This is a genomic window from Paenibacillus sp. FSL H3-0469 (genome assembly GCF_038051945.1).
Classification (GTDB): Bacteria; Bacillota; Bacilli; order Paenibacillales; family Paenibacillaceae; genus Paenibacillus_AQ.
The window spans coordinates 2614756-2638248 of record NZ_CP150302.1 but is presented as its reverse complement, the minus strand read 5'-3'; the positions used below and the strand labels follow the sequence as shown (position 1 = coordinate 2638248).

At 53.4% G+C, this 23493-nt stretch carries 19 protein-coding genes; 17 read left to right on the top strand and 2 right to left on the bottom strand.

What is annotated here, in order from left to right; genetic code table 11:
• Positions 1-413: 413 nt before the first annotated feature.
• The 8 genes from NSS83_RS11455 (at position 414) to NSS83_RS11420 (ending at position 11713) form a co-directional block, all read left to right on the top strand.
• Positions 414-1439: a LacI family DNA-binding transcriptional regulator gene (locus NSS83_RS11455; protein WP_341184383.1), complete on the top strand. Its 1026-nt coding sequence runs from the start codon at positions 414-416 to the stop codon at positions 1437-1439.
• Between the two features lie 265 nt (positions 1440-1704).
• A complete protein-coding gene (locus tag NSS83_RS11450) occupies positions 1705-3513 on the top strand; it encodes a sensor histidine kinase (RefSeq protein ID WP_341184384.1) in 1809 nt (602 codons plus the stop codon).
• A gap of 3 nt (positions 3514-3516) precedes the next feature.
• Positions 3517-5136, top strand: coding sequence for a response regulator (locus NSS83_RS11445; protein WP_341184385.1), 1620 nt, complete (start codon positions 3517-3519; stop codon positions 5134-5136).
• 171 nt (positions 5137-5307) lie between these two features.
• Positions 5308-6696: a sugar ABC transporter substrate-binding protein gene (locus NSS83_RS11440; RefSeq protein WP_341184386.1), complete on the top strand. Its 1389-nt coding sequence runs from the start codon at positions 5308-5310 to the stop codon at positions 6694-6696.
• 107 nt (positions 6697-6803) lie between these two features.
• Positions 6804-7706 carry a sugar ABC transporter permease gene (locus NSS83_RS11435; protein WP_341184387.1) on the top strand — a complete coding sequence of 301 codons (903 nt, stop codon included), beginning with the start codon at positions 6804-6806 and terminating at the stop codon, positions 7704-7706.
• A gap of 14 nt (positions 7707-7720) precedes the next feature.
• Positions 7721-8557 carry a carbohydrate ABC transporter permease gene (locus NSS83_RS11430; RefSeq protein ID WP_341184388.1) on the top strand — a complete coding sequence of 279 codons (837 nt, stop codon included), beginning with the start codon at positions 7721-7723 and terminating at the stop codon, positions 8555-8557.
• Positions 8558-8613: 56 nt separating this feature from the next.
• On the top strand, positions 8614-9624 hold the full coding sequence (locus NSS83_RS11425) for a glycoside hydrolase family 130 protein (protein WP_341348274.1): 1011 nt from the start codon (positions 8614-8616) through the stop codon (positions 9622-9624).
• Between the two features lie 124 nt (positions 9625-9748).
• On the top strand, positions 9749-11713 hold the full coding sequence (locus NSS83_RS11420; protein ID WP_341348273.1) for a carbohydrate-binding protein: 1965 nt from the start codon (positions 9749-9751) through the stop codon (positions 11711-11713).
• A gap of 121 nt (positions 11714-11834) precedes the next feature.
• Here the strand turns inward: NSS83_RS11420 and NSS83_RS11415 are convergent, their stop codons facing one another.
• On the bottom strand, positions 11835-12794 hold the full coding sequence (locus tag NSS83_RS11415; protein WP_341184391.1) for a sugar kinase: 960 nt from the start codon (positions 12792-12794) through the stop codon (positions 11835-11837).
• Positions 12795-13204: 410 nt separating this feature from the next.
• Between NSS83_RS11415 and NSS83_RS11410 the strand changes: the two genes are divergently transcribed.
• From NSS83_RS11410 to holA, 5 genes are all read left to right on the top strand, one after another.
• Entirely contained in the window at positions 13205-13846 is a 642-nt protein-coding gene (locus NSS83_RS11410) for a bifunctional 2-keto-4-hydroxyglutarate aldolase/2-keto-3-deoxy-6-phosphogluconate aldolase (protein ID WP_340752221.1), read from the top strand.
• A 212-nt stretch (positions 13847-14058) separates the two neighbouring features.
• A complete protein-coding gene (locus NSS83_RS11405) occupies positions 14059-14316 on the top strand; it encodes a hypothetical protein (protein WP_340752222.1) in 258 nt (85 codons plus the stop codon).
• Positions 14317-14433: 117 nt separating this feature from the next.
• Positions 14434-14985, top strand: coding sequence for a sigma-70 family RNA polymerase sigma factor (locus NSS83_RS11400; protein WP_036690462.1), 552 nt, complete (start codon positions 14434-14436; stop codon positions 14983-14985).
• Complete coding sequence (locus NSS83_RS11395; RefSeq protein ID WP_341184393.1) at positions 14982-16238, top strand: zf-HC2 domain-containing protein; 1257 nt, start codon at positions 14982-14984, stop codon at positions 16236-16238. The genes NSS83_RS11400 and NSS83_RS11395 overlap by 4 nt, the downstream gene beginning before the upstream one ends.
• Positions 16239-16534: 296 nt before the next feature.
• The gene (gene holA, locus NSS83_RS11390; protein WP_341184394.1) at positions 16535-17554 is read left to right on the top strand and encodes a DNA polymerase III subunit delta; all 1020 of its coding nucleotides are present in this window, start codon (positions 16535-16537) and stop codon (positions 17552-17554) included.
• A 182-nt stretch (positions 17555-17736) separates the two neighbouring features.
• Here holA and rpsT read toward each other — a convergent pair whose 3' ends face one another.
• Positions 17737-18009 (bottom strand): 30S ribosomal protein S20, encoded by a 273-nt coding sequence (rpsT, locus tag NSS83_RS11385; RefSeq protein WP_341017430.1) that lies wholly within the window; start codon positions 18007-18009, stop codon positions 17737-17739.
• A gap of 179 nt (positions 18010-18188) precedes the next feature.
• Between rpsT and gpr the strand changes: the two genes are divergently transcribed.
• The 4 genes from gpr to lepA all read left to right on the top strand — a co-directional run bounded on the left by gpr (position 18189) and on the right by lepA (position 23355).
• Complete coding sequence (gene gpr / locus NSS83_RS11380; protein ID WP_341184395.1) at positions 18189-19199, top strand: GPR endopeptidase; 1011 nt, start codon at positions 18189-18191, stop codon at positions 19197-19199.
• A gap of 195 nt (positions 19200-19394) precedes the next feature.
• Positions 19395-20774 (top strand): stage II sporulation protein P, encoded by a 1380-nt coding sequence (locus NSS83_RS11375; protein ID WP_341348272.1) that lies wholly within the window; start codon positions 19395-19397, stop codon positions 20772-20774.
• Between the two features lie 29 nt (positions 20775-20803).
• Entirely contained in the window at positions 20804-21319 is a 516-nt protein-coding gene (locus tag NSS83_RS11370; protein WP_341184397.1) for a hypothetical protein, read from the top strand.
• Between the two features lie 224 nt (positions 21320-21543).
• Entirely contained in the window at positions 21544-23355 is a 1812-nt protein-coding gene (lepA, locus tag NSS83_RS11365; RefSeq protein WP_341348271.1) for a translation elongation factor 4, read from the top strand.
• The last annotated feature ends 138 nt before the right edge of the window (positions 23356-23493 follow it).

Genomic DNA, 23493 nt, shown 5'->3' with positions numbered 1-23493 from the left:
GAAGACAGGGAGTCTTCCAATTTGCCTGTTATCTATGTCCCTTGCGGACTGTGAAGCCTTTATATTCTCGATTTGGCACATTTGACCCCGCTTACGGACTGGAAGGCCCTTATTGTACTACGAATGCGTCTTAATCGGGTGAGTAACGGTGAATAAGCGCACTGGAGTCCACAAGCCTGTTATAATGCTGCTTTTCGAGGAAATAAGCGCATCACAGTCCGGTACCATCGTGGAGCCCAGTCATTTAGTATATTTGTCTCACGCCTTAGAGGCCGTATCCACTTATTTCGTATTTTCAATCTGATCTTATAGATAATTTACTAAAAAAAAGCTATACTTTTTGATAATCTCTCTAAGTAAACTTGGTTAATGTTTACTTCTGGAGTGCGATATCGAAGAGTGGAGCGGGATCAATGAAGAAGCTGACTATTGAGGATGTGGCCCAGAAAGCGGGCGTATCGAAAAGCACAGTCTCGCAATTTTTGAATAAACGGTTCAAGTATATGAGTGAGGCGACCAAAAACCGCATTGCCGAGGTTATCGATGAGCTGAACTACCAGCCCAACGGGCTTGCCCGCAGCCTCAAGCAGAACCGCACGCATATGGTTGGCATTATTGTAGCCAATATAGATTATTCACTGTCCATTCAGTGCATCCGGGCGATTGAGAATGAGCTGCAGCGCCACGGCATCCAGGTGATTATCTGCAACTCGGATGAGAATGCGGACAAGGAGAATACCTATGTAGAGACGCTGGTTGCCCGTCAGGTGGATGGCCTGATTATTTTCCCGGCGGGAGATCAGCCTGCGCCTTACACCCGATTAATTGAAGCAGAATATCCGCTGGTCTTCATGGACCGGCTGGTTGACGGCATTACGACCCAGAGCCTGCTGCTGGATAATGAAATGGCGGTGAAGACTGCTATCCGGGAGCTGACCACCCAAGGCCATGAAGCGATTGCAATTCTATCCCTGCCGCTTGGCGTACATGCGATTACCCCGCGCAAAGAGCGGATGAGCGGTTACAAAAAAGCGATGGAGGAAGCAGGTCTGCCGCTGCTAGATTCGTATATGCGTAGTGTGTCGCGCGAAGATATCGCTTCCGCAATGGATGAGTTGTTACAGCTGCCCCAGCCGCCGACCGCGCTGCTTGCCGCCAATGATCTGGTGCTGGGCGAGATTCTTAAATATGCGAACCGCAACGCTATCTCCATCCCCAGCCAATTGTCAGTGATCGGCATTGACGATGCAGAATTCGCCCGGATCTATAATCCCGATATTACTACGATCCGCCAGCCCGCCTACGAGATGGGGATGCAGGCAGCGAAGATCATGCTCTCTTTGATCAACGACACGGACGGCGCGATCCCCATCACCTACAGATTCCCGCCTTCCTTGCAGCAAGGCGATTCGGTGCAGCCTCCGGCTAAGCCGGAATAGCAACAGGCGGTATGAACGTCCCCATAAGGCTTTATTTTGCCCGGATGCCGGGAACCCTTACGGGATTGGAAAAGACCGGGAAACCGCTAAAAACCTTGATTATACAAGGATTTTAGCGGTTTTTTGATTTCCCCTTTCTGGACTTAACTTCTGCTATCTAACGAGCAAGTTATCTTGACGCCGGGCCGTAGCAGCCGTATGGTACAAGTGACAAGAACGGACAACTAAAGGGAGGTATACGGTACATGCTTCAGAAAGGAAAGCTATGAATACATTGACAGCCTATGGCCGCAAGCTCTGGCGGCAGATCGCCGGCAGGTATTACCGGATATCCATTAAGCAGAGGATTCTGTTCTCGTTCATCGTGCTGATCACGCTGTCCATCGGTGCAATGGGTACCTTCTCGTACTGGATTGCTGCGCAGGAGATCGAGGACAATGCCTACGCCGGCAGCCGGGAGACGGTAAGCAAGACGGCACAATTGCTGGATTCCCGCCTGAATGATGTGGCGCTGTCCGTGCAGTCCCTGATGCTGAGCGATGCGTACCGCAAGATGATGCTCGATGTGTTCAGCCATGATGTGTCGAATTATTATGTGCATCTGTCGGATCTGCAATATGTGCTCTCCCAGGCAACGTTCAATCAGCCGATCATTGAGAATGTGCTGATCGTTACCCCGATTGGCGATTTCTATTCCACTACGCAGATCCGGGCGCAGGACAACTCGTTCTACGGTTCGGAATTATATGATCTGAGCAAGGAGCAGCCGGGCGGCTACTGGGCCAAAGGACATTATGACCGGTTGTTCACGGGCAGCCAGCGGGTGGTTTCCTTCGTAGTCCGGGGAATTTATGAATACCCTTACACGCCGATCAGCAATGTATTTATTGTGGTCAATATCAGGGAGGGCCGGATAGATGAGCTGCTGAATACAGGCGGAGAACAAGCAGGGAGGAATTATTATCTGGTGAGCAGGGAAGGAGAGGCGGTGGTGGAATCCCGCTGGCCGTTCCGGGGCAGGTTCCCATGGAAGCCGGTGCTTCCCGAAGCCGGGACAGCAGCCGATCCGCAGGATCACTATTACAGCTACGGCGGCAAGGAATATCTGGTTAATTATACAGGCTCAGCCTCATCACCCGACTGGATCATCTCCGGTATGCAGTCACGGGACCAGCTGCTGGGCAAGCTGCAGCGGGTGCAGCGCATCACTCTCTATGTCATCGTTGTTTTCCTGCTGGCCACCTGGCTGATCTCCAATCAGCTGACATCTGTGCTGCTGAAGCCGCTGTTCAAGCTGCGGCGGCTGATGCGCAGAGTCGAAGAGAACCAGCTCAGTGTGGTGTATGAGAGCCGTTATGAGGACGAGGTGGCCCAGGTCGGCTTTCAGTTCAACCGGATGATGTCGGAGATTAAGACGCTGATTGCGGATGTGAAGACCAAGGAGGAGGGCAAGCGGCATGCAGAGATCCGTGCCCTTACGGCGCAGATGGAGCCGCACTTTCTGTACAATACGCTCAATACCATCTATTGCAAATCGGTCATGGGCGAGAATGACGATGTGAATGAGATGATCCTGTCCTTATCGCAGATGTTCCAGATCGGGCTCAGCGGAGGCAAGGATCTGATTACACTTGAGGATGAACTGTCCCACATGCGGGAGTATTTCGCCATTCAACAGAAATGCTATGAAGGACTGTTTGAATACACGGTGACGGTAGAGGACGAAGCCCTGCTGTCCTGCCTGCTGCCGAAGATTATCCTGCAGCCGGTGGTGGAGAACAGCATTCAGCATGGATTCAGCGACCGGACAATAGGAGGCAGGATAGACATCACGGTCAGCCGGGAGCAGGGGCTGCTGCATATTTGCATTACCGACAACGGACGGGGGCTTGATGCTGCACAGGTCAAGCAGGGGATGGACATAGCCCCGCAGTCCAGAAAAGGCTATGCCCTGTTCAACATCAGGCACCGGCTGGCCTTGTATTACGGGGCCGAAGCCCGTATGGACGTCAGCGGTGAGCCAAGTAAGGGATCACGGACGGATCTGTGGATTCCGTTAGGGGAGGAGCGATGAGGCATGGAGCCGGAAAGATTCAAATTATGTGTAATCGACGATATTAAAAGTGTGGTGGACATGGTCTCGCGCAAGCCGCCGTGGCAGGAGCACGGTATTGAGATCACCGGGACGGCGCTTGACGGTGAAGCGGGACTGCAGCTCATCCGCGAGACCCGGCCGGACATTGTGCTGACGGATATCCGGATGCCAAGAATGGACGGCCTGCAGATGACCCGGGCGATTCTGGAGGTGCTGCCGGACTGTAAGATTATTATTCTCAGCGCCTACTCGGAGTTCTCTTATGCCCAGGAGGCCATCCGGCTGGGGGCGCTTGATTTTGTGAAGAAGCCCTTTTCCCTGGAGGAGATTGTGAATGCAGTGCTGAAGGCCAGGGAGCTGTGCCGGGAGGAGCGTCAGGAGACCGCCAGACTTACTGCGATGGAGGCCAAAATCAGAGAAAGTCTGCCCATCCTCCGCCAGGAATATCTCACCTTCCTGCTGCACCACCAGACGACAGAGGCGGATGCCCGTTCCCGCTGGGCCTACCTTGATATCCCGCTGGACCAGCATGATTTCTTCGTGTTTGTCGCCGAGATTGATCATTTCGCGGAGAAGCTGAGCGGCCAGCCTGTGCAGGAGGTCGAGCTGCTAAGGTTCAGCCTGCACAATATTCTCGAAGAGACGATTTCCGCCCTGACCCGCGGCGTTATTATCCGGGAGGCGACAGACCGGTACATCTGCATCATGAACGGCTCGAACCCGGAGACCGCCGCGCTGATTACGGAGGCCTGCTGCATGAATGTAAGCCGCTTCTCGCGTCATACCCTTTCAATTGGCGTGGGCCTCGGCAAGGCGGCGATTCAGGAGCTGGGTACAGCGTACAGACAGGCGCTTAGCGCGCTGGGGTATCATTTCTATACCGGGGGCAACGGGGTCTATCATTATAGCAATATCGAGAATAAACCGCTCTCGCTCCACAGCTATTCCGCCGCCGCCGAGCAGGAGCTGCTGTTTGCCCTGCGTTCCGGCAATTCTGCCAAAGGCCTGCAGGTGCTGGACCAGTTGTTCTCGGAGCTGCTGGACAGCGGGCTTTTGCCTGATCCGCGTTATGTTGAGAGTGTCGGCTATGAGCTGAGCTCCAGGATCTGCCGGGTCCTGCTGGAGCAGTTCCCTTACGGGCAGGTGGAGCCGCTGGAACTCAGAATTGCCGCCATGAAGAATCAGGTGCATCCTTCCCTGCAGGATATCCGGGAGCTGCTGTCCTGGCTGTGCCGGGAGGCTTGTACACTAGTTACGGAGGCCCGTTCCCTGGAGTCCACGCGGATTATCCGCCAGGCCGTCGAATATATTCATAGTCATCTGGATACGGGGCTGTCGCTGGAGCAGATGGCGAAGCAGATTAACCTTAGCCAGGGATATTTCTCCAATCTGTTCAAGAAGGTGCAGGGGATTTCGTTCCAGCAGTATGTGATGCATGAGAAGATGGAGAAGGCGAAGGCGATGCTGATTAGCGGCCGGCAGGTTCAGGAGATTGCCCAGGATCTCGGGTATGAGCACAGGCGCTATTTCAGCGAGGTGTTCAAGAAATATACCGGCATGACCCCGTCCGAGTTCAAATTGCATTATCTTGGAAAAGAATAGAAATCAGCAGGGAGGGATTTCCGCAGGGCGGAGATTACCTCCCTTATCTGTATAGAACTCCTGCAAATATCTGCCCTTAATGTGGGCTTACCCGCCTTATCCCGATGCGCCAATCCGTCTATAATCAATTTGTAAGCGAATACAGAAGGGATATATAAGGGGGAACTACCAATGATGAAGCGTACGCTAATGACATCTCTGAGTTTGGTCCTGGCACTTGGCTTAGCAGCCTGCGGCAACGGTAACAGTGGCGGCGGCAATGCAGCTGAAGGCACAGGAGACGGGGCGAAAGCTGGTTCGGGGGAAAAAACTAAAATCAGCTACTGGACAGGCGACCGCCACGATGCGGATTTCGTGAAGGAGAAGGTGGCCGAGTTCAACGCATCTAATAAGGACGGGATTGAGGTGGAACTGGTCGTCAAGGGCGATGACTTCGATACTGCGCTTGATCTGTCCTTCCAGACCTCCGATGCACCGGATGTGATCCGGGTGAAGGAGAATACCATCCAGACTTTCTACAAAAAAGGCTTTCTCGCTCCGATTGACGAGTTCCTAAACGATGAGCTGAAGGAGAAATTCCCGGCCATGCCGGATCTGAACGAATTCGACGGCAAGCGTTACAGTCTGCCGAACTATGGAACGACGATGCGTCTGGTGTACAACAAGGATCTGTTCGCCAAAGCGGGCATTGAGCAGCCGCCGGTTACCCTGCAGGAGCTGGTGGATACAGCCAAGAAATTGACAGCAGCCGGCAAAGCGGACGGCGCTTACGGCTTCGCCCTTAACTTCAAGAGCCCCGGCAGTGCGTTCGCGCGTTCGGCACGGGTGATTGCAGAGATGAGCGGCTATGGCGGCTTCGGGTATGATTTCAAGACGGCCCGCTACGACTTCAGCGGTTTCGAGCCGATCATCAATGCCTTTAAGCAGATCAAGGACGACGGCAGCATGCTGCCGGGTGTAGAATCGCTGGATATTGATCCGCTGCGGGCACAGTTTGCCGAAGGCAAGATCGGAATGTATATGTCCTACTCCTCAGAGCCGGGCGTCTATAAGAATCAATTCCCGGCCAAGATTGACTGGGCGGCAGCTCCGGTTCCTACCATCGACGGCAATGTGAAGGGTGCTTCCGGCTTCCTCGGGGGCCAGTGGCTGGCGCTCAGCTCGAAATCAGAGCACAAAGAAGCAGCCTGGAAGTTCATGGAGTTCATGTACGGCGATCAGGTGCTGACGGATTATCAGGAAAAAGGCTTCGGCATCTCCATGGTTCCATCTATTAGCGCAGCAGCCAAGACACCGGATGTGAACGGCATTGAAGGCTTCCTGCCGAATAAGAACGATGGAGTGTGGCCGGTCTATCCGTCTGTAGCACCGGAAGGAATGAAATCGGATGACGCCTTCTTCAAATATATGCTGAACGGCGGCGATTTGAAGGCGATTATCGCTGATCTGAACAAGCGTTATAATACTGCACTGGACAGTGTGATTGCGAATGACGGCGTGAAGGCCGAGCCGGATGCTGGCTTCGATCCCGCTGCTCTGGGCGGCAAGTTCGCCAAATAGACGGAAGGTTAGGGATAGAGATACAGGCTAGGATAACGGGGGATGGGGAAGCAGCTTTCCCATCCCCCCTGCTCTGGCCGCAAGGGAGAGGAGCCGGAAGAAACCAGATGAACAAAACGAAACATGCCTTATTTTCATATAGCTTTATCTTTCCAAGTGCCTTGCTCACGTTGGTCCTCGGAATTTACCCGATTGCCTGGGCGTTCCGCTATATGTTCTATGATTACAAAGGGTTCGGAACGGCCCGGTTTACCGGATTGGCCAATTTCAGCCGCATCCTGAAGGACACCCAGTTCTGGGATTCAGTGGTGAATACATTTGTCTATGCAGGCGGCAAGCTGCTGATCACTATTCCGCTAGCCCTGCTGCTGGCAGCCATATTGAACCGGGGGCTGCGGGGCAGACAGCTGCTGCGGGGGATTTTCTTCATGCCGACCGTCATCAGTACCGCCGTAATGGCTGTAGTCTTCTTCACGATTTTCAACTCATATAACGGGATTCTGAACCAGTTCCTGATCCGCTCGGGCCTCTCGGATTCCGGTGTGGATTGGCTGGGGCCGAAATATGCCATGCTCACCGTCATTCTGGTTGCGGCCTGGGGGGCGGTCGGCAATTATATGCTGCTCTTTCTCGCCGGTTTGCAGAATATTCCCGAGGATGTGTATGAGGCCTCTTCCCTGGACGGGGCAGGGAAAATCCAGCAGTTCCGCTATATCACCCTGCCGATGCTGGGGCCTGTCATGCAGATGGTTATTATGCTGGCGATCATTACAGCCCTGAAGGGCTACGAGAGCATCATGGTTCTGACCGAAGGCGGTCCTGTAGGCAAGACGGAGGTCATGTTCCTGTATTTGTACAAATTATTTTTCCCTGTCGGCGGGGGCAGCGCGGCGGTCCAGGTCCAGGAGTTCGGATACGGCAGTGCGGTTGCCTTTGTGTCTGCGGTCATTGTAGGGATGATATCACTCGTTTATTTCTACGCATCCAGACGCATGAATCAGACCGATTGAGGAGAGAGGCTATTATGAGACTAAGAACCATACTGGGCAAAACAATCCTGTGGATATTTTTGCTGTCGTTTGCTTTTATCACCCTGATTCCGGTTGTGATCACCATCCTGGGCTCCTTCAAGACGAATGCCGAGCTTACTGCGGGTGCGACCTTCCTGCCGGAGAGCTGGCACTTCTCGAACTATGCCGAAGCCTGGGCGCAGGCCAATTTCTCCAGGTATACCCTGAACAGCCTGATTGTCTCCCTGGCGGCGGTGGTCGGCACGCTGCTGGTATCATCCATGGCGGCTTATGTGGTGGACCGGATGGATTTTGCCGGCAAAAAATGGTATGTCGGAATGCAGTCCTTCACCATGTTCGTAGCTGTAGGGGCGGTCGTGCTGCGTCCGCAGTTCGATCTGATGGTCAAGCTTCATCTGCACAGCAGCCTGTGGGGGGTTATCCTGATTCTGATCTCCGCCCATGCTTCGATCTTCTTCATTCTCACAAGCTTCATGAAGGGGATTCCCCGCGAGCTGGACGAGGCGGCGCTAATAGACGGCTGCTCTCCCGGCCGGACCTTCTGGCGGATCATATTGCCGCTGCTCGGACCCGGACTCGGCGTAGGTGCCCTGTTCACCTTCCGCGGCGCGTGGAATGAATATCTGCTGCCGCTCGTGTTCACGATGACGAAGCCGGAGCTGCAGACGCTGACTGTCGGACTGGCGAACCTGAAGTACGGGATTTCAGCCGCTTCCCAGACCCACTATATGATGGCGGGCGCCTGCTTATCCATTCTGCCGATTCTCGTGGCCTATCTGTTCGCCAACAAATCCTTCATGCAGATGACGGCCGGTTCCCTGAAGGGATAGCGGTCCGGTCCTGCGCAACCCATATTCCATATTTATCATTCAAGGAGGTACACCCCATGACTCAACACGTTCCGGCGATTCTGCAATCCGCCCCGTTCATCCGGCGGTATCCGGGCAATCCGGTGCTGGATGCAGCGAAGGTTCCTTACCCCACCGCACTGGTATTCAATGCCGGTGTAACGAAGTTCAACGGCAAATATGTGATGATCTTCCGCAATGATTACGGCTCACTGGCCGATCAGAGCCTTGCGCCGCATCACACCACGGATCTCGGCATTGCCTACAGTGATGACGGGCTGAGCTGGACCGCCGGCCCGAAGCCGGTGTTCAAAATGCATGACGAAGAGACTATCCGCGCCTACGACCCGCGCCTGACCGTGATCGGCGGCCGCTGTTATATGTGTTTTGCCGTGGATACGCGCCATGGCATCCGCGGCGGGATCGCCGTTACCGATGATCTGGAACACTTCGAGGTGCTTAGCCTGTCTACACCGGACCTGCGCAATATGGTGCTGTTTCCCGAGCTGATCGGCGGCAAATATGTCCGGCTGGAGCGTCCCTTCACGGTGTACAGCCGCGGCGGCCGGGACCGCTTCGACGCCTGGATCTCCGAGTCGCCGGACCTCAAGCATTGGGGCAACTCCAGCCTGCTGCTCGCCGTTGAACAGGTGCCGTTTGCCAACGACAAGGTCGGTCCGGCTGCACCTCCGGTCCGGACGGACAAAGGCTGGCTGACCACCTTCCATGCGGTAGATGTGGACCCGGCCAGAGGCAAGCACGGCTGGGAGGATAGCTGGAAGAAGCGCTATACCGCGGGAATTATGCTGCTGGATCTGGAGAACCCCCGCAAGGTGATCGGCATGAGTAAGCAACCGCTGCTGGCACCGGAGACAGACTATGAGATTGGCGGGGGCTTCCGCAATCATGTGATTTTCCCGGGCGGGATGATTCTGGAGGATGACGGCGAGGTCAAGATCTATTACGGCTCTGCGGATACGGTGGAATGTCTGGCAACGGCCCATGTGGACGATCTGCTCAGGCTCTGTCTGGAGCCGGGGAATCAATAAGGTTGGAAGCTGGCTGAGAGCTGATAGATGTCGATTTTATGAAAAGAGTAATAAAGCATCACTGGTGAAATCACGATTCATTGATGACCTGGTGTTTGCTAAAAAAATATGAAAGAGGTGTTTAATGATGTTGAAAAGGTTCAAATTATTGAGTGCATTATTGATTTTTTGTATGGCCAACCTGTTACCAGTCTTTCCTTTGACAGCAAGCGCGGCGGGTACGATTGTAAGCTATCCGTTACCGTCGGTCTATACCACGACCAGTCAATACACGGTAACAGCAGACTCTACCAATATACCGGTAATCGACACTTCGGCGGTATTTGTAAACTATAATTATTGTAATTTCTCTTTTTCAGGTACGACTACAATCACAATAACAGCAAGCGAGCCCATCAATACCTATAATATTTCTCCCAAAGCTCTGGGAATCACTGCAACCAAGAGCGGAAATACACTTACATTTACCCTTTCAGCACCAACCTATCTTATCGTCAAAATCAATAATCTGAAAGATCTGGTGATTGCGGCAGATGCGCTTGAAACCAATGTTCCGGCCTCATCCGGTACAGGAATATACAATGTTAAAACCCAGTACGGTGCTGACAGTACCGGTGCCACTTTGGCTACAACTGCCATACAAAACGCCATCAATGCTGCTAACGCAGCAGGCGGTGGTATCGTATACGTTCCAGCTGGTGTGTACAAGAGCGGAAATATTGTTCTAAAAAGCAATGTTTCGGTTTATCTGGAGGGGGGTTCGGTTATACGGGGTTCAGGAAATCCAAGCGATTACACTACCCATTTCCATAAGAATTCTCTGAATAAGGATGGAACCTGGTTTATTTATACCGAAACCAATGCAAACAATATCAAGATATACGGCAGGGGAACGATTGACGGCAATGGCCATTATATGAGAAATACAAACAATTATTTGAACAATATTCTTGTACCCCTGCAGTGCAGCAACTTCACGGTTGACGGCATAACCCTAAGAGACAGCGGCGGCTGGGCTACAATCGTTACCAGATCTAATAACGTAACCTTCCAGAATACCAAGCACTTCAACAACAATGAGCTTGATTATGAAAATGATGCAATCGATATTCAAGAGAGCCAGAATGTACTCATAAAGCACACTGTAGCCGTATCGGAGGACGACACCTATTCCTTTAAGACCTGGGATGTAGCCACTACGGATATCGCTGCAAACTGGCCGGGAACTCCTGAGAACCAGTCCAATGTAGTTGTGGATGATGCTTTGGCCTGGAGCAGATGCGGGGCATTCAAGGTTGGAGATGGAGTGAAACAGCTTCAGGATGGCATCGTTGTTAAAAACTCTTTTGTATACCGGTGCTGGCGTGCTTTAGCGGTAGGTCATCTGTATGGAACTCCAGCGGCACAAAACATCGTATTTGACAATATAGATGTAGAAGGCTTTTGGCCAAGATCCGGTGTTCACTCCAGATGGTTTGATCTTTCGGCCAAAACAGGTCCGATCAAAAATGTGGTCTATAATAATATCAATTTACGCGCTTTGGGTGAAGTTTCCATCATGAAGGGTTGGAGTGACACCTCTACTGTATCCGGAGTTACCTTAAACAATGTTCGCGTCGGCGGAGCTGCGGTGAATAATTTGGCAGATTTGAAAATAACAGATACGAACAGCTATGCTGCAGATCCTAAATTCAACACATTGAAATTCGAAGCGGAAGGCTATAACCTTAGTTCAGGTGTTATTTCCTATGAGTCAAGCACTGATGGCGGGATTGATGTGGGTGGAGGCAGTAATGGCGACTATATCGCATTTAAAAATGTAGACTTTGGCAGTACAGCTAAAACAAGCATTGATTTGAAGGTTGCATCCGCTAATTCCGGCGGAAGGATTGAATTCCACTTGGACAGTCCAACGGGCACTATGCTGGGTTCTTGGACAGCAGAAAGCACAGGCGGATGGCAGACATGGTCCCTCAAGAATATCCCGCTTACTGCCGGCACAGCTGTAGGAAACCATACGGTATATGTTACTTTTGTGAAGTCAGATTCAACCACAGTTGCAAATTTAACCTGGTTCCAGTTCAAATAGAATGGAAGCGGTTTGATTATCTCTGATGGTCCGCAAAAAGGTGTCCCAAGCCGACCGGCTTGCGGGACACCTTTTTGCAGTTGCAGTTTCTGTTACAGTCACGTCCCTGCGGAGAGCCTGTTTATTTCTTAACGCCCGTGCTCATGAAGGCTTCCAGCGCGTCGCGGGTGGGCAGTCCGTCCATATCGCCAGGCGACATCACGGCGAGTGCGCCAATCGCATTGCCGCGCTTCACGGCTTCCGCTACGCTGAGCTTCTCCAGCATGGCGCTGATCACCCCAACCGCGAAGCCGTCTCCGGCACCGACCGTATCAACAACCTGCTCGACCTTGAAGCCGTCCACATAGCCCTCTTCACCTGTGGAGGTCTTGTAGTAAGCGCCCTCAGGACCGAGCTTGATCACTACAAGGGATACGCCGCGCTCCAGATAATACCCGGCAATCTCCTCCGGAGTCTCAAGACCGGTGAGGATCTTGCCTTCTCCGTGTCCGGGCAGGAACCAGTCGCAGCGGGTAGCCAGGTCGTTGATCGTACCAACCATAGTTTCAGTGTCAGGCCACAAGGTCGGACGCAGATTCGGATCGAGCGATACAGTCTTGCCGCGCTGCTTCATGAACTCCATGGCATGCAGCGAGAACTCGTGACACGAAGCCGAGAGTGCGGAAGAGATGCTGGTCACATGCAGATGGCCTGCGGAAGCGAAATAATCTTCATTAAAGTCGGCGAGGCTCAGCTTGGAGGCGGCGGAATTTTTGCGGAAATATTCGACCTTAGGATCTCCGGTCAGTACCTTGGATTTGATCAGCATGCCCGTGGAGAATTCCTTGGTCGTTGTGATGCTCGCGGTATCGATCTTCTCCTTATTCAGCGCCGAGGTGATGAACTGGCCGAAGTTGTCTTCGCCGAGCTTGGTCACATAACCGGTCAGATGCTCCAGGCGTGATAATCCGGTGGCTACATTACTCTCCGCACCTGCCAGCGCCTTGGAGAAGGAAGTGACCTCATGCAGGGGGCCGGCCTCATTGGCGTAGAACATGGCCATCGGCTCCCCGAAGGTGACTGCATCCAGCTGTTTATTCATGAATAGTTCCTCCTAAAAGTTTTGATAGCATACACTCCTTGCTTCTTCTTCGCAAAACTCGCTTCGGAAGCATAGCAGGGGTATAATTAGATCCTAGTTTATGGTTTGGGATAGAATATAAGTTGAAATTATCACATAAAACGGTTTTGTACAATATAGCAATGCTCATTCTGCGGTCTTATTTTGTACAGAAAGCAGGCGGGTGAATTCGTTTGTCCTTGATATATAAGGATTTTCTTCGATTCTTGAAGGAATGTTGCCGCTTCCTAAATAAATATATATTGACTGTTGGCGGCAATGTTATTACTATTTTCTAAGAAGGATAAAGCCTGATGTTAGTAAAATAGATAAATTAGTTTATCTAAATAAATATTCTTAAGTGGAATATAACCAGAGAGGAAGTAACCCCCATGAAGAAAATCAAAGTATTGCAGAATATCACCTCTGTTGGAGTAGTAGCCGTTATCCGTGCGGATAATGCCGATGATGCTTATGCCATGTCGGTGGCTTGTATCGAGGGCGGGCTGAATAATATCGAAGTTACCTTCACGACGCCGGGAGCCGAAGTAGCGATCAAACGCTTGGTGGAAGAATACGGGGGCCGCGCCGTGATTGGTGCCGGTACCGTGCTAGACCCGCTGACGGCAAGAATTGCTATTCTGGCGGGTTCGGAATTTGTGGTTAGTCCTTCTTTTGAAGAGGATACGGCCAAGATGTGTAATCTGTACGGCATTCCTTATATGCCGGGCTGCATGACGCTGAATGAGATGAAGGAAGCCCTGAAGCTGGGCGTGGATGTGCTGAAGCTCTTCCCGGGCAGTGCGTTCGGACCGGACTATGTCAAGGCGGTTAAGGGGCCGATGCCGCATGTGAACATTATGCCAACCGGCGGCGTGGATCTGAACAATATGGAGAAATGGATCAAGAACGGCTGCATCGCTGTCGGCATCGGCGGCAACCTGACCGCACCGGCCAAGGAAGGCCGTTATGACCAGATCACAGAGCTGGCTGCACAGTATGTTGCGAAGTTCAAGGAGATTCAAGGCCGGTAAACTTGGATTCAGGGTGAGCCGTTTGCGCAGAACGGGCCTCCGGTCATACATGTACAACAGAAATGTCTTGCCTCTAGGGGCAGGGCATTTTTTTGTTGAACGTAGATAAGCCTATATGATGGAATTGCTGCTGCTTCGGGCAATACTTATAATAGAGGCAGAGTGCCCTAAGCGCCTGCGGACATTAAGAAGTATACCTGAAAGGTGATGCCATGACTGGCGACGATCTTCGCAGCAAGCTGTACCCGACACTGGTAGTGGAAGAAGCCGATTACGTGGAGATCCGGACCGCAGTCCACGGCTGCAGGGTAACGGCGGGAGCGCTTTATAAGCTGTATCGTAACTATAATCATCCGCAACTTTTTGAGCAGGGAGAAGTATATGTGCTTGATGATGCTTCCAGGGAGAACTATGCGGTGCTTCTGGTGTGCGCAACTACATTATATACATTAAAAAGAGTATTTGAATGATTGCAGCATCCCTTGTATGCTTAGTAGGGATTGCGGACTATAAAATAATCATTACAGGCTTGCAACAAATTCGCAGTCTTGCGCGTCAGTAAGATTGCATAGAGAGGGGGAACCTTCGTGGTGGAGCAGGGACTCATCAGAGCCGCTCAAGCGGGCGATCGCGACGCTCTAATCACCCTATTGCGAGAAATTGAAGGGCATGTATATAAGACGGCCTTCTACATTCTGCATAATGAACAGGATGCTCTGGATGCCTCCCAGGAAGCGTTGATCCGGGTGTACACCAAGATCGGCTCCTATGAGGAGAAGGCGCAGTTCAAAACATGGGTTCAGCGAATAGTAACCAACATATGTATAGACAAATTCCGGAGAACGAAGCCTACCGTTTCTATCGATGAACACGAAATGGTGTTTCAGGATAAAAAACATAACGTAGAGCGCGAAGTGATGTCGGGTTATCTGGCGGAGGATATCCGTGAGGCCATCGACCAGCTTCCGGAGCATCACCGGACGGTAATCGTGCTCCGCTATTTACAGGATTTTTCTTACAACGAGATTGCAGACTGTCTGGATCTGCCTCTGAACACGGTGAAATCGTACCTGTTCCGGGCGCGGCAGCAGCTGCAGAATAGACTTCAGGAGTATCAGAAAGGTGGTGTGTCAGGATGAAGTGCGCGGAGGTGATGGAATGGATGCACCGCTATTTAGATCATGATCTCAGTCAGGAAGAAATGCTTGAAATGTTCCGTCATATCGACGATTGTCCTTCCTGCGCGGAAGTCTTGGACCGGCTGACGCTGCTCTCCCAGCAGCTGGAGCAGCTTCCCGATGTGAAGCCCCCCTTCAGTCTGGTTGACTCTATCCTGCCTCAGCTTGAACAACTGGACCGTGGTGTCCCGGAAGAGCCTGCTGTAATGGAGCCGGAAGATCCGAAGGTTATTCCCTTCTCCCGTTCAAATAACCGGGGCAAGAAGCCCAAGGGTCCTTCACTGGCAGCGCGGACAGGCATTGGCGCTGCGGCGGCAGCTGTGATTCTGCTCATCGCCGTATTCAATATGCCGAAGAGCCTGCCGGGTGCAGATATGGATATGTCATCCCAGTTAATGAGCGGCGGAGCGGCGAACTCCAGCATGAGTACGGAGAGCAGTGCGGACGCCCCGCAGGCGGATGGACAGAATAACAGCGGCGGCAGCAGTGAGCTTCGAAAGACGGACCAGACCGCGCCGGGTGAAACTGCGGACGTTAATTTGAAATCTGCACCGCCTGCTCCCAGTGAGGGTGCTGATCAGCCGGCCGCAGCTGGCGGCGGTTCGGATACAGGCACGGAGCCTGCGGTAAGCGAAGCTCCGCCCAGCAAGCGCACCGCTACTGCGCCTCCGGCGGACCGCCCCAAGAGCACCAAGAAAGCGGATAGCGGGTCAGCAGATACCCAGAGCATGAAATCGAGTACACCGACACAACAGAGTGCGGTGGACGACAATCCGGCTGCGGCGGATGTACGGACGGCACCGACTCCAGCCCCTACAGAGGCAGCCATGTCGCTGATGCTTGCAGAGTCCTCGTGGACTTCGCCAGACGGGCAGCATATGGCTGAGCTGACTGGCCAGCATGTGGTAATCTACAGCTTAACCGCAGAGGGAGAAGAGCAACAACGCACAACATTGGCTTCGCTTCCTTTGGAGGGGAACTGGGTCTCCGGTGTGTGGTCGGAAGACGGCACCCAGTTCACTTATGTGCTACAGCTTGAGGACGGTACGCAGACGACGAATGTATATACGGTTCCGGCAGAGGGGGCAACACCTGCTCCGTCTGCTTCTCAGGCGCCTGCCGTCTCTCCAGCGCCAACCGCTTCTCCGGCGGCTTCTGCTTCATCGGTACCCAGCCCGGCTATCACCCCGGACGCGGCAACGTCCGATAAATAACCGGCACCTTCTTCTAGCCTGCGGAATATGCTAAGGCAAGAGGACATGAATTACAAGCTTTGCGAGTATCATCGGTATGACCGGCGGCCGGGACAGTTTCTAGAGCTGCTCCCTCCGTCGTTTATATAGATGCGCCGCTGAAACGGAGTAACTTTGGCCCTGGCTGCCGAGGTTGCTCCGTTTTTGCTTGCGCCCATGGGGCAGAATGCGGTGATAAAGATGCCTATGTTTTCAGCCGTTTTTTTGATAAAATGTACGAATGTATCAATCAAGAATATAAAAAAGGAAGTGGCAGGATGGATGCCAAAACGGCGGCCAAAGACATCAAGCAAGGAAAGGTCTCCCCGCTGTACCTGCTGTACGGCAGTGAGAAGTTCCGGATGAATGAATTCGCGGCCATGCTGGAGGAACACCTGATAGCCAAAGAAGACCGCGATTTCGCGGTGATCCCGTTCGATCTCTCCGAAACTCCGGTTCAAGCGGTCATTGAAGAGGCGGAGACAGTTCCGTTCATGGTAGAACGCAAGCTCCTGCTGGTGCGGGATGCGGCTCTGTTCACGGCAGGCAAGGAGAAGGCGAAGCTGGAGCATAATGTGGAAATGCTGAGCGAATATATGCAGCACCCTGCCGAATTCAGCGTGATTGTATTTATGGTGAACGGCGACAAGCTGGATGAACGCAAAAAAATCGTTAAAAGCATCAAAGCCTCCGGCACCGTACTGGCCTTCAATCCCCTGGGTGCGGAGGAGCTGCTGCGCTGGGTGGAAAAGGGCTTCCGCGAACGCGGCTGCTCACTTGCGCCGGGGACGGCTGAGGCTCTGATCGCAAGCAGCGGCACCGGACTCCAGGGCCTGTCGGCGGAGATGGACAAGCTGTGCCTGTTCGCCGGTACAGGTGGGCGGGTCGATGCGGCAGCGGTGGAGAGTCTGGTCCACCGGGGAACTGAGCAGAACATCTTCACGCTGGTGGAGGATATTGCGAATCTGCGCCTGGACAAGGCGCTGAATACGCTCTATGAGCTGCTGAAGCAGCGGGAGGAGCCGATCAAGATCGCTTCGCTGATTGCCCGGCAGTTCAGAATCATCCTTCAGGTCAAGGACTTGTCAGCCCTGAGCTATTCGCAGGGACAGATTGCCTCTCAGCTCGGACTGCATCCATATGCGGTGAAGCTGGCTGGAGAGCAGGCCCATAAGTTCGGAAGCCAGCGGCTGCGGCAGATCCTGAGTATTCTGGCGGATCTGGACTATCAGATGAAGACGGGAGCTGTCGATAAGGTGCTGGGGCTGGAGATGTTCATGCTGCGCCTTGGAGCCTGAATAGAGCGGCATCTCATGGAACGAATCAAAGAGCCTGTCCATCCCGTGATACACGCGGGCGGGCAGGCTCTTTGATTGTACAGCGGAATTCAATGAGTGAAGCTAACAAGCATAAAAAAACCTAACCGTATGCAGCATAGCGGTCAGGTTCTTCAATGCTCGTTATGATTGTCGCCCTTGGCTTAGGCTTGAGCCTTGAGAGCGTTCAATTTCTTAGCCAAGCGGGATTTTTTGCGGGCAGCCGCATTTTTATGAACCAGGCCTTTAGATACAGCCTTGTCCAGCTTTTTGGAAGCCGCTTGGAAAGCAGCCTGAGCTACTTCAACTTCCGTACCAGTCACTGCTACATCAGCAGTTTTCACAGCTGTACGAAGCGCGGACTTCTGGGAAGCGTTCAGTGCACGGCGTTTCTCGATCGTCTTGACGCGTTTTACCGCGGATTTGATATTTGGCATTGCATTCACCTCCTGAAAGACATTCGAAATCAACAAATGATTCACAACTTAAAATAGTTTAGCATGAAGGGTAGTAAAAAGCAAGATAAAAAGCTTTAGAATTCCTCAGTGCGGTTTGTATAAACGGCGGCTTTCTCTCGCACACTATCAGCAATATGCAAAAGGAGGCTGAACTAAGAATGGAACTGGATCTTCAGCTGTATTCGGTACGTACGGACTTGGCGGTAGAAGCGAAGGAAATGGCAGAGCGGCACGCCAATGCGCCGATCCCGGGTGTCAATGAGGAAGTGGAAGAAGAGGGCGGCATCAAGGTCACGAGACTTGCTGTAGCAGACCTTGCCGGCTCGCAGGCGATTGGACGGGCTATCGGCAATTACGTGACCCTGGAGGTGCCTGGGCTGCGCGGCGGGGATACCGGGCTCCAGCAGAAGGTCTCTACAGTGTTTGCCCGGGAATTCGAGCACTTCCTGGATGAAATCGGCATTGACCGCGATTCCAAGGTGCTTATCGTGGGCTTGGGCAACTGGAATGTGACGCCTGACTCGCTCGGCCCGCTGGTCGTTGAGAATTCGCTGATTACCCGCCAGTTCTATGAGCTGGTGCCCGACCAGATCTCGCCCGGTTACCGGAATGTCAGCGCTATTGCTCCCGGAGTCCTCGGCCTGACGGGGATTGAATCCAGCGAAGTTGTGCAGGGGATTGTGGACCGCACCAGCCCGGATGTCATTATAGCTATTGATGCGCTGGCCTCCCGTTCACTGGAGAGAATCAATACCACTATCCAGATTGCTGACATCGGCATTCATCCCGGCTCAGGGATCGGGAACAAACGCAGAGGGCTGACCAAGGAGGTGCTGGGCGTGCCTTGCATTGCCATCGGCGTCCCTACAGTCTGCTATGCCTCCACCATTGTCAACAACGTGCTGGAGATGATGCGGACCCATTTCGGACAGATGGCTGACGGGGGCGCTCATACCAAAGAGATTATGGGTCTCCTTGACGATATTTCTGAACAGGAGCGTCTTGCATTGGTGAAGGAAGTGCTTGAGCCGCTGGGTCACGACCTGATTGTTACCCCCAAAGAGATCGATGAATTCATTGAAGAGATCGCGAACATTGTGGCAAGCGGCTTGAATGCCGCCCTGCATGAAGCGGTAGATCCTGGCAATGTCGGAGCTTACACTCACTGATCTGTCACTTATCACCTGGCCCGCACCGCCCTGCTATAACGCAGAACGGGTTGCGGGCTTTTTGAATGAGTTGCCGCTTCACTTCTCTATCTATGCTCCCTGCTATCTCTCATTCTGTGGTTCTAGCATAACTCCTACGCTCATAGATTTGGAGTATGAGAGATTACAGAGGGCCTAGAGGAGGACATAACAATCATGAACAGAAAATGGTTTCAGCTATGGAATATAGGGCGGCTGCGCGGACGGCTGATGGATATTCTGTCGCTGGGAAGGACGATGCTGCTGCTGGCCGGAGGTTCGCTTGTGTTATTCATGCTGCTTGGAGCCGGCGGATTGGCCGGGCAAAAGCTGAATTCTTCGCCCATTCCTTCTATGAAAGGTCTGGCGGCCTCACTCTCCAGCGGATTCTTCATGGAGCTGCTGGGCATGGAGGTTCCCCATCTGCCGAAGGGCGAGGAACCTTCAGCTTTCTCCGGAGACAAGGTGACCTCCTTCGTATTCCGGCTGCTTACCAGTGTTGATCCTGGTGATCCCAAGAGTCTGGTCTCGCGTGAGATGCCTGGACTCGCTGCCGATGATCCCTTTCTGCTGCGCCAAGGCTCAGGAGGAAGCACAGGAGCGCCGGCGGATTATCATCCGGGGGGAGATGAGCTGGCCGCCGGGGAAAATCCCGGTGCAGGGGGTGACCCTGGAGCCCCTCCAGATTCAGGGAACGGTACGGAGGCTGATAATGGCCATGACAATCCGGGGGAAGGCGTGGTACAGCCCGAGAATTCTCCTATTCCGGACCCGCCTGATGCAGGGCCGGACGAGGGTTACTCCGGAAGCGGAGATGCCGAGAACGGCACTGGAGATACTTCGGTCAAGCGTATTCTCGTCTACCATTCCCATCCGCGGGAGGCGTATAATCCGCTGCTTGGCGCACAGAGCGACAACCCCAGTTCGGCCGTCCCTTCCAAGAATGTCATGCTGGTAGGCTCTTATATTTCCAAGAGGCTGGAGGAACGCGGGATCGGTACTGTCCATGCCCAGGAGGACTATGCTACAGAGGTGCCGGGCTACAACTGGAACTTCTCTTATAAATATTCTCGTATGACTGTGAAATCGGCCATGGCCTCCAACCAGCAGATGAGTGAGCTGATTGATATCCACCGCGATTCCCAGCGGCACGGCAAAACAACGGCAGTGATTAACGGGAAAAATTATGCCCAGGTCTATTTTATTTTGGGGCATGCGAATAAAAACTGGAAGCAAAACGAGGCCTTCGCCAATAAAATCCATCAGCTGCTGGAGAAAAATTATCCTGGAATTTCACGCGGGATATGGGGGAAATCGTCCGGAAACGGGAATAATGGGGAATATAACCAGACGTTGTCCCCGAACAGTGTGCTGATTGAGGTGGGCGGAATTGACAACAGCGCCGACGAGCTGAAGCGTACGGCGGACATTCTGGCAGATGCGATTGCTGATGTGTACTGGAGCAGCAGGGATGCAGAGAAGGCAGCTGCGCCGGATCAGGGCAGTACGCAGTCTGAAGGCACCGGGGCAGAGACATCAGCAGGCGGGGCTTCCTGACGGATAATAGCTGAAAAGGAGCGGAGACTATGACACGGTTCGGTAAAAAGCTGGTAATGGTCGGAATATGGGCGGGCGTAGGGCTGCTGGTCGGACTGCAGTTCGGTGGCGGTGGTTCGGGAGTCTCAGGTATCCTGCCGGACTGGAGTAAGCCGGCCGGGAGCAGTGTGGCTGGCAGCCAGCTTCCGGCTGGACAGAACGGCACGGCCGGGACTGCGTACGTTCCGGTGGCCAGCAAGGCCCCTGGCGGCCAGGCTTATGTATATGTACCCGTGACTATTGATCCCGTAACGGGTGCTTACACCATGCTGCCGATGCAGCAGCCGGCTGCAGGTACACAGGCGCAGACGGCAGGCGGCACGGGCAGCCTCCCGCAGCAGGAGGTGAAGGACTACTCTGCGCTCAGTCCCGAGCAGATTCTGATCCCGGAGGAGCAGAAGCCTACAGTGGATGTGCTGGCGGATAAGACCGCCGGCCTGCTCCAGCAGGCTTCGCAGAAGGGCATCCGCTGGGTGGTCTCGCTCTTCGACTCCTCGGAGGAGTGAGCAGGAAGTGCCCGGAATCTCCCGGGCTGTAATGAGATTGAGGACACAAACGGCTGCGGATGATGGAAGCCCGCACCCGTTTGTGTGTTTTTTTGCAGAGTCAGCCTGCGATTGCAGAAGGTCTGGGCGGTTTCTTTCTTTTCCGGCGGCCGGCGGGATTGATGGGCGGAGCCCGTACTGTTATAATAAGTGGATTAACATTAGGCTGTCTGTGGGGGTAAGGAATGACTGACGTTCAGAAACGACAACAACAAATTCGCAATTTCTCGATTATTGCACATATAGACCATGGCAAATCGACACTGGCTGACCGCATTCTGGAGTATACGGGTGCGCTCACTACGCGTGAAATGCAGGAGCAGGTTCTGGATCAAATGGACCTGGAGCGCGAGCGCGGCATCACCATCAAGCTGCAGGCCGTACGTCTGACGTACCGTGCCGATGACGGACAGGATTATTATCTGAATCTGATTGACACACCGGGGCATGTCGATTTCACCTATGAGGTATCCCGCAGTCTGGCGGCCTGTGAAGGCGCACTGCTGGTCGTGGATGCGGCGCAGGGAATTGAGGCCCAGACGCTGGCTAACGTGTATCTGGCGCTCGACAACAATCTGGAGATTCTTCCGGTACTCAACAAAATCGATCTTCCGAATGCTGACGCCGAACGCGTGAAGCAGGAGATTGAAGATGTCATCGGGCTGGATGCCAGTGAAGCCGTGCTGGCTTCCGCCAAGGCAGGCATCGGCATCAAGGAGATTCTGGAGCAGGTCGTGAAGCAGGTTCCGGCGCCGACAGGCAGCTCGGAAGAACCGCTCAAGGCGCTGATCTTCGACTCCCATTATGACCCGTACAAGGGCGTTATCGTCTATGTCCGTGTAATGGACGGCAGTATCCGTGCCGGTTCCAAGATTAAAATGATGGCCACCGACAAAACCTTTGAGGTGATCGAGGTCGGAGCCTTCATGCCGCGCATGACCATTGTGCCGGAGCTGAACATCGGTGATGTCGGCTTCATTGTAGCCGGGATCAAGCATGTAGGCGACACCCGTGTCGGGGATACGGTGACGGATGCGAAGAATCCAACGCCTGAGCCGCTTCCGGGCTACCGCCGGATTAATCCGATGGTCTATTGCGGTCTCTATCCGATTGAGACTTCCGATTATAATGATCTCCGTGAAGCGCTGGAGAAGCTGCAGCTGAATGACGCTTCCTTGAGCTTCGAGCCGGAGAGCTCCAGCGCCCTGGGCTTTGGCTTCCGTTGCGGCTTCCTGGGACTGCTGCATATGGAGATTATTCAAGAGCGGATCGAACGCGAGTTCAATCTGCCGCTGATTACTACCGCGCCGAGCGTTATTTACCGCATTAAGCTGACGAACGGGGAGACCATCCAGATCGACAATCCGTCGCATTATCCGGAGATCGGAACGATTGACTTCATCGAAGAGCCGTATGTCAAAGCAGCCATTATCGTGCCTAACGACTTCGTGGGTACCGTTATGGAGCTGTGCCAGAACAAACGCGGTGAATTCGTCAACATGGAGTATCTGGACAGCAACCGTGTAACCATTACGTACGAGATTCCGTTGTCCGAGATCGTCTACGACTTCTTCGACCAGCTGAAATCCGGCACGAAGGGTTATGCATCCTACGATTACGAGATCTCCGGTTACCGCCAGTCCAATCTCGTGAAGATGGATATCCTGCTGAACAATGAGCAGGTCGATGCATTGTCCTTCATCGTTCACCGCGACCGCGCCTACAACCGCGGCCGGGTCATCTGTGAGAAGCTGCGCGGCATTATCCCGCGCCAGATGTTCGAGGTGCCGATTCAGGCGTCCGTCGGCACGAAGGTGGTTGCGCGCGAGACCGTTAAGGCCATGCGCAAGAACGTATTAGCCAAATGCTACGGCGGCGATATCTCGCGTAAGCGGAAGCTGCTGGAGAAGCAGAAGGAAGGGAAGAAGCGCATGAAGCAGGTCGGCAGCGTTGAGGTGCCGCAGGAAGCGTTCATGGCCGTGCTTCAGATTGAGTAGCAGCATATAAGCTCTCCTGGAGCTTTCGGTTTATCGCAGAAACGGGTGCCGTCCTACGCAGGGCGGTGCAGCCGTTTCTTCTTGCTTTTCAGCAGCAGGTACTGTGGCAGGCCTGTATATTAATAGAACAAAGGAGAC

What these genes read in the sequence shown, in the direction of transcription:
- NSS83_RS11395 (WP_341184393.1), top strand. Translation starts at nt 14,982, where the DNA reads ATGAAGTGCGCGGAGGTGATGGAATGGATGCACCGCTATTTAGATCAT.
- NSS83_RS11415 (WP_341184391.1), bottom strand. Translation starts at nt 12,794, where the DNA reads ATGAATAAACAGCTGGATGCAGTCACCTTCGGGGAGCCGATGGCCATG.
- NSS83_RS11410 (WP_340752221.1), top strand. Translation starts at nt 13,205, where the DNA reads ATGAAGAAAATCAAAGTATTGCAGAATATCACCTCTGTTGGAGTAGTA.
- NSS83_RS11405 (WP_340752222.1), top strand. Translation starts at nt 14,059, where the DNA reads ATGACTGGCGACGATCTTCGCAGCAAGCTGTACCCGACACTGGTAGTG.
- NSS83_RS11440 (WP_341184386.1), top strand. Translation starts at nt 5,308, where the DNA reads ATGATGAAGCGTACGCTAATGACATCTCTGAGTTTGGTCCTGGCACTT.
- NSS83_RS11370 (WP_341184397.1), top strand. Translation starts at nt 20,804, where the DNA reads ATGACACGGTTCGGTAAAAAGCTGGTAATGGTCGGAATATGGGCGGGC.
- NSS83_RS11455 (WP_341184383.1), top strand. Translation starts at nt 414, where the DNA reads ATGAAGAAGCTGACTATTGAGGATGTGGCCCAGAAAGCGGGCGTATCG.
- NSS83_RS11375 (WP_341348272.1), top strand. Translation starts at nt 19,395, where the DNA reads ATGAACAGAAAATGGTTTCAGCTATGGAATATAGGGCGGCTGCGCGGA.
- NSS83_RS11445 (WP_341184385.1), top strand. Translation starts at nt 3,517, where the DNA reads ATGGAGCCGGAAAGATTCAAATTATGTGTAATCGACGATATTAAAAGT.
- NSS83_RS11420 (WP_341348273.1), top strand. Translation starts at nt 9,749, where the DNA reads ATGATGTTGAAAAGGTTCAAATTATTGAGTGCATTATTGATTTTTTGT.
- rpsT (WP_341017430.1), bottom strand. Translation starts at nt 18,009, where the DNA reads ATGCCAAATATCAAATCCGCGGTAAAACGCGTCAAGACGATCGAGAAA.
- lepA (WP_341348271.1), top strand. Translation starts at nt 21,544, where the DNA reads ATGACTGACGTTCAGAAACGACAACAACAAATTCGCAATTTCTCGATT.
- holA (WP_341184394.1), top strand. Translation starts at nt 16,535, where the DNA reads ATGGATGCCAAAACGGCGGCCAAAGACATCAAGCAAGGAAAGGTCTCC.
- gpr (WP_341184395.1), top strand. Translation starts at nt 18,189, where the DNA reads ATGGAACTGGATCTTCAGCTGTATTCGGTACGTACGGACTTGGCGGTA.
- NSS83_RS11450 (WP_341184384.1), top strand. Translation starts at nt 1,705, where the DNA reads ATGAATACATTGACAGCCTATGGCCGCAAGCTCTGGCGGCAGATCGCC.
- NSS83_RS11435 (WP_341184387.1), top strand. Translation starts at nt 6,804, where the DNA reads ATGAACAAAACGAAACATGCCTTATTTTCATATAGCTTTATCTTTCCA.
- NSS83_RS11430 (WP_341184388.1), top strand. Translation starts at nt 7,721, where the DNA reads ATGAGACTAAGAACCATACTGGGCAAAACAATCCTGTGGATATTTTTG.
- NSS83_RS11425 (WP_341348274.1), top strand. Translation starts at nt 8,614, where the DNA reads ATGACTCAACACGTTCCGGCGATTCTGCAATCCGCCCCGTTCATCCGG.